1 protein-coding gene is annotated in these 466 nt (G+C 41.4%); it reads right to left on the bottom strand.

What is annotated here, in order from left to right; genetic code table 11:
• Positions 1–243 precede the first annotated feature (243 nt).
• Positions 244–466: helix-turn-helix transcriptional regulator (locus tag B3N33_RS12510; protein ID WP_292593520.1), on the bottom strand; the 223-nt coding region annotated here is incomplete at its 5' end.

Below are 466 nucleotides of genomic sequence, written 5' to 3'. Positions count from 1 at the left end.
AAGATTAAGTGATAAACTCAAGGGTATATCCGGGAGTTCTGTTACAAGCAGTGAGATAATCCCGCGGTTCAAACCGCCTTCACTCATGAACGAGACTTCTCTATCAATAACGGCGTTGAGTAGTATCGACAGCCCGACCAAAAATCAGAACCGAAGAAAGGACAACTATTAAGAGTATTAAAGGAAACCTGATCGCTTTCAGAAGAATCGCCTCCTTTCCGTCTAGCTGGAGTATATCAGAAATCATTGATGAGAAAGCAGATACGATCTCAGGTTCACTTTATTGTCTTTTATGGGAAGTTTCTTTCGGATATTCGCCCTGTGGAAGTCCACGGTCTTCTTGGTTACACTGAGAATTTCGGCTATCTCTTTGCTGGTCTTTCCTTCTCTTATGAACTCTGCTATCTGTATCTCTCTTGAAGTGAGATTATCAAGAATAGAAGAGTGTTTTTTTGTAACAGGGTGC

It is taken from the genome of Mesotoga sp. UBA5825 (assembly GCF_002432955.1).
Lineage (GTDB): Bacteria > Thermotogota > Thermotogae > Petrotogales > Kosmotogaceae > Mesotoga.
This window is presented reverse-complemented; position numbering and strand designations above follow the sequence as displayed.